The sequence below is a fragment of the Streptomyces europaeiscabiei genome (assembly GCF_001550375.1).
In the GTDB taxonomy this organism is placed as follows: Bacteria; Actinomycetota; Actinomycetes; order Streptomycetales; family Streptomycetaceae; genus Streptomyces; species Streptomyces europaeiscabiei.
The window spans coordinates 1-4,833 of sequence record NZ_LRTR01000752.1 but is presented as its reverse complement, the minus strand read 5'-3'; the positions used below and the strand labels follow the sequence as shown (position 1 = coordinate 4,833).

General features: G+C 72.3%; 7 protein-coding genes and 1 pseudogene. 6 read left to right on the top strand and 2 right to left on the bottom strand.

Translation table 11 applies throughout. The annotated features are described in order from the left end of the window. A partial coding sequence (locus AWZ10_RS36880) for a MerR family transcriptional regulator (RefSeq protein ID WP_159058497.1) occupies positions 1-328 on the bottom strand: 328 nt, incomplete at its 3' end. 101 nt (positions 329-429) lie between these two features. Here AWZ10_RS36880 and AWZ10_RS36875 point away from each other — a divergent pair. Together AWZ10_RS36875 and AWZ10_RS36870 are read left to right on the top strand one after the other, a co-directional pair. Beyond that, on the top strand, positions 430-1,032 hold the full coding sequence (locus tag AWZ10_RS36875) for a sigma-70 family RNA polymerase sigma factor (protein WP_060893193.1): 603 nt from the start codon (positions 430-432) through the stop codon (positions 1,030-1,032). A gap of 91 nt (positions 1,033-1,123) precedes the next feature. Beyond that, positions 1,124-1,579 carry an SPW repeat protein gene (locus tag AWZ10_RS36870; protein WP_046702497.1) on the top strand — a complete coding sequence of 152 codons (456 nt, stop codon included), beginning with the start codon at positions 1,124-1,126 and terminating at the stop codon, positions 1,577-1,579. Positions 1,580-1,697: 118 nt separating this feature from the next. On the opposite strand, the pseudogene AWZ10_RS36865 reads toward AWZ10_RS36870, so the two are convergent. Further along, positions 1,698-2,454 (bottom strand): annotated as a pseudogene (locus AWZ10_RS36865) (ArsR/SmtB family transcription factor). Between the two features lie 118 nt (positions 2,455-2,572). On the opposite strand from AWZ10_RS36865, the gene AWZ10_RS36860 reads away from it, so the two are divergent. From AWZ10_RS36860 to AWZ10_RS36845, 4 genes are all read left to right on the top strand, one after another. Beyond that, positions 2,573-3,793 carry an aminoglycoside phosphotransferase family protein gene (locus AWZ10_RS36860; RefSeq protein WP_244172675.1) on the top strand — a complete coding sequence of 407 codons (1,221 nt, stop codon included), beginning with the start codon at positions 2,573-2,575 and terminating at the stop codon, positions 3,791-3,793. Positions 3,794-3,819: 26 nt separating this feature from the next. Continuing rightward, the gene (locus AWZ10_RS36855; protein ID WP_208618617.1) at positions 3,820-4,038 is read left to right on the top strand and encodes a hypothetical protein; all 219 of its coding nucleotides are present in this window, start codon (positions 3,820-3,822) and stop codon (positions 4,036-4,038) included. Positions 4,039-4,125: 87 nt separating this feature from the next. Further along, entirely contained in the window at positions 4,126-4,389 is a 264-nt protein-coding gene (locus AWZ10_RS36850) for a GlsB/YeaQ/YmgE family stress response membrane protein (RefSeq protein ID WP_037692103.1), read from the top strand. A gap of 207 nt (positions 4,390-4,596) precedes the next feature. Next, positions 4,597-4,833: GNAT family N-acetyltransferase (locus AWZ10_RS36845; RefSeq protein WP_159058496.1), on the top strand; the 237-nt coding region annotated here is incomplete at its 3' end.

Below are 4,833 nucleotides of genomic sequence, written 5' to 3'. Positions count from 1 at the left end.
GCCACCGCGGCCGATCCCCGTCCGGCACTCGCGCTCCCCCGGCGCCCTCCTGCGCTTCCCTCGTTCTCGGGGTCGCGACGCCTTCCCGCGCCGCGCGTGCCGCCTCCGCAGGGGCCAGCCCGGCGGACGTCAGCCGGCACATCGCCTCGACCACCGCCACGTCCTGCGGGGTCCAGCGCCGGTGCCGGCCGTCGGTGCGGACCGCGGGCCCGATGCCGTAGCGGCGGTCCCAGGAACGCAGGGTCGTGGGCGACACACCCAGCCGACGGGCCAGGGCACCGCTGGTGAGCCCGGGATCGGCGGCGTTCTCCTCCACGTACGCACCCATGAGGGCGACTATACGATGCACAAGCGATGCAGGTTGAAGCCCGGACTCGCGGGCTCGCACGATGGCGGCATCCGCACCGCCCCACGTGAGGAGCCGCCCTCATGAATCCCGTGTGTCCGCGCGTCGTACCCACCGACGAGGAACTGGCGCGGGGTCTGGTGGCGGGCGACGACGACTGCCTGGCCGCCGCCCACCACCGCTGGTCGGCGCTGGTGCACTCGCTCGCCCGGCGCAGTCTCGGCGACACGGGCGAGGCCGAGGACGTCACCCAGCAGGTGTTCCTGGGCGTGTGGCGCGGCCGGCACGGCTACCGGTCCGAGCGCGGCGCGATGGGGGCCTGGATCGTCGGGATCACCCGGCGCCGGATCGCCGACGCCCTGTCCGCGCGGACCCGCCGTGCGGACCTGGTGACCTCGGCGGGCACCGCGCTCACGCTCGTCGACCGGCCCGACCGCGCGCACCCCGAGGCCGCTCTCGACCGCGTACTGATCCGCGCCGAACTCGCCCGGCTTCCCGCACCCCAGCGGCAGGTACTTCACCTGGCCTTCTACGAGGACCTCAGCCAGACCCAGATCGCGGAACGCACCGGCATGCCGCTCGGCACGGTCAAGAGCCACACCCGGCGGGCGCTGCGACGGTTGCGCAGCCGCCTGGACCACGAGTTCCACCCCCACCCTCCCCACACTCCCGACCACTACACATAAAGGGAAAATAAGCGCAGAATGAACGTACGCGGCGCTTACCGCATACCCCACCAGACGCGGTCGGGCCTGCAGAGTTCAAAGGAGTCGAGTCATGGCCAACGTCTCACACCGGAGTGACATCACCAGTCACCCCGATGCACCCGAAATGCAGGCCCGGTACGCCCGCATGCTCGGTGATCGCGATGTGGCGCTCGTGGACGGACCGGTGTTCCTGCTCGGTCTGTACTGCGCCGTGTCCCCGTGGATACTCCACTACACGACGAGCCAGCCCGCGCTGGCGTCCCACAACCTCATCGTGGGCATCGCCATCGGTCTGCTGGCCCTCGGCTTCACCGCCGCGCCGGAGAGGATGTACGGCCTGAGCTGGGCCATGTGCGCACTGGGTGTCTGGATGATCGTCTCGGCCTGGATCGTCGGCGACAGCCCGGACGCCGGTGTCGTGGTCAACAACATCATCATCGGCTGCCTGGCGCTGCTGCTGGGGCTGATGTGCGCCGGCGCCTCGGCCAAGGGCAACACGCGTGCGGGCCGCACGCCACAGGTGTAAAAAGGACGCCCGCGAGGGGTAACGGCGGCCGATCCGCTCCGGCGGGTCGGCCGTCGCCGTTCGCCCCGACCCGCCGGACCGGGCCGCACCCACCGGAGCGGGCCTCGGCACGGTCGCATCACCGGGGGCGCGGCACCTCCCAGGGCCGCCGCGGCAGCACCCTGCCGGTCTCCAGCAGCGACTTGAGGTTGGACAGCACCGCGGGCCAGCCGAAGGACACCTCGGCGAGCGCGCCCTCGTCCGCCAGGTCCTCATGGGTCATGGGTCACCGTGAGGCGCACGATGTCGCCGTGCGGCTCGATGGCGAAGGTGACGCGCGAGCACGTGTCCTCCTCGCCCTCGTTCTCGGGTGAGGTCCAGGTAGTGACCAGGCGGGTCGGGGGCTCACTCACCGCGACCGTGCCGACGACGTCCTCGACGCCGGAGCCGTCGGTGCGGACACGCGCCCGGCGCGAACCCTGCCGCCAGTCCGACCCGTTCCGGTGCCCCCAGTAGTCGGCGGTCAGATCGGCGCTGGTGAGCGCCTCCCAGACCTTCTCGGGCGTGCTCGCGACATAGGTGACGTACACGAAGGTGGGCTTGTCGGTCATGGCTTCCTCGGCTCGTCGCTTCACGGCACCCAGCGCCCTCAGGCGCGGGCGCTCGAACTTGCCGGTCCACCGCTCCTGCGTCTCGTGGAGCGGGACCGGATTGAGGTGGTGCAGCTTTTCCCGCCCACGCCGCACCGTGCCGACCAGGTCGGCGGCCTCCAGGACGGCCAGGTGCTGCGTCACGGATTGCCGGGCCATGTCGATCCGCTCGCACAGCTCGCCCAGCGTCTGCCCCGGGTCGCTCTCCGATCGCACACTCAACGTCATGCAAGCAATCACCTGCATACCAGCCGGCATGTCAAGCACCGGCAACGGCGGGCCCCGGGGGACCGCAAGCGACACCCCGCCGACCACGGACGATATTCGTTGGCCGCCCTCCCAGCACGGCCTTCAGACTGTCGCCGTGAGTCGAACCTTCAGCGCATGGGTGACATCGGGTGCGGACTTCCTCGGGGTCGCCGGTCCGCTCCCCGTCGACGTTCCGTGGTGGGCCGAGGTCGAGCCTGTCGTGGCGCGGTTGGAGCACGCACTCGGGGTACCCGTGTTCGTACTGCGTCTGCTGGAGACGGACGGGGGCGAGAGCGGGCGCGACGGGCATGTGACGTACCACGTGGAGGCGTTGGAGCGGCCCCGGGGCGGGGTCCTGGACCGACGTCCCGTGGACCGGGGGCTGTTGCACACCGACGACGCTCTGCGATCACCGTGGGCGCGGGCCGACGGGCTGCGGGAACTGCTGGACTGGGCCTCACGGACGCTGACCGCACTGGGACGGCCGGTGACGGGACCGGTCGAGCAGCGGCGGACATGGAACCTGGCAGGACTCTTCCGGCTGCCCACCGGGCAGGGGCCGGTCTGGCTCAAGGCGACACCGCGCTTCGCCTCCGACGAGGCCGCGGTCATCGCCGCGTTCGGCCGGTGGGACACGGACCTCGTACCGACGGTTCTCGCCGCCGGCGAGCGCCGCGTGCTGCTGGAGCACATCCCCGGCCGGGACTGCTGGGAGGCGGACGCCGCCACGGTCGAATCCGGGGTACGCCGGTTCGTCTCCGCGCAGGCCGCGCTGACCGACCGACGGCCGCCGGGGCTCCGGGACCGGCGGGATGGGGTCCTCGGCGCACTGGTGCGCGAACTGCTCGACGGACGAGTCGAGTTGGACATCACCGACGAAGAGCGGGACAGAGCACGGGAGTTGACGTTCCGCTGGGAGCGGCTCGCCGAGTGCGGGCTCCCCGACACGCTCGTCCACGCCGACTTCCATCCGGGCAACTGGCGCAGCGACGGCCGGCCACCGGTCGTCGTGGACTTCGCCGACGCCCACTGGGGCAACCCCGTGCTCGACTGTCTGCGCCTGTACGACTTCCTCCCCGAGGCGGTACGCCCCACGGCCGTCCGCGTCTGGGCCGACGCCTGGAAGGCGCACGCCCCGGCGAGCGATCCCGCCCGCGCGCTCGCCCTGGCCGAGCCGCTGGCGCACCTCGCGTACGCCGTGCGCTACCAGGAGTTCCTCGACGGCATCGAGGCGTCCGAACGGCCGTATCACGAGGGGGACCCGGCGACGGTGATCCGCAGGGCGCTGCGGTGCGCGGCGCACCCGAGTCTCGCCTCCGTGGAGGTGGCGGACTAGACGGACCGTGCCTACGGATCGCACGGGTGCTCCTCACGGCCACCGCCGAGACGACCGAACGGCGGCTCAGAGGTCGGGAGACCGGCTCCGAGGTGGAACGGGAGCCGGCCGGCGGTGCGCGCAAGGCACGTCCGCTGGAGGAGCGGGCGCCGCCGGACACCGTCCGGATCGCGACCGACGGGCGCACCGTCGTCGACATCTCGACGGAGGTGCCGGCCGTCACGGGACGGGGGACGGGCTCGTGAAGAACGCGGCATCCAGGCGGACTGCACTCGCGTTCGAAGGGCACTCGCACGGTGGCGGGTAACCCGACGAACAGGGGCGGAGATCAGATGGAGATCGACGGCATCATCAGTGCCATCGTCATCGGCGTCGTCATCGGCGTGATCGGTCGGCTCGTCGTGCCGGGCCGTCAGCGGATCGGCATCCTGCTGACGATCCTCGTCGGCGTCGTCGCCGCGCTGATCGGCACCGCGATCGCCGCGGGGGTCGGCGTGGCCGACACCGATGGCGTCGACTGGGCCGAGTGGCTCATCCAGATCGCACTGGCGGCACTGGGTATCGCGGCACTGGACCGCACACGGGCACGACGCTGAGGGGCGCGGGGCGACGGCGGGCGGTCGCGTAGGTTCCGGACGGCGATCGGCGGTCTCGTACGTCCCGAACAGCGATCGCCGGTCTCGTGCACCCGGCACGACGGTCGGCGCCCGTGCGCGCCGGGTATTTCCGTTGCGGGTCGCCGCGCCCGGCGGTTAGCGTCGCCGGGCCTCGCCATCCGCCCGCCGACCAGCCCCGGAGCCCCCTTGCCCCCGCGCGTCACCCAGCTCATCGACCCCGCCGCCACGTCGTCGAGCCACCGTCTGGCCTGGCTCGCGTCCGGGGCGGACGGCGTCCCCCTCGGTTCCGCCTTCCTGCGGCTGTTCACCAAGGAGGGGCAGACGCATCTGGCAGAGCTGGACGGCGCCGTGCACCCGGCCGAGCGGCGGCAGGGCGTCGGGACCGCGTTGCTCGACGCGGCGGTCGGCTCGGCACGCGCCGAG

Bases quoted from the DNA above. Each gene is read 5' to 3' on its own strand.
- AWZ10_RS36875 (WP_060893193.1), top strand. From the start codon at position 430: ATGAATCCCGTGTGTCCGCGCGTCGTACCCACCGACGAGGAACTGGCG.
- AWZ10_RS36870 (WP_046702497.1), top strand. From the start codon at position 1,124: ATGGCCAACGTCTCACACCGGAGTGACATCACCAGTCACCCCGATGCA.
- AWZ10_RS36850 (WP_037692103.1), top strand. From the start codon at position 4,126: ATGGAGATCGACGGCATCATCAGTGCCATCGTCATCGGCGTCGTCATC.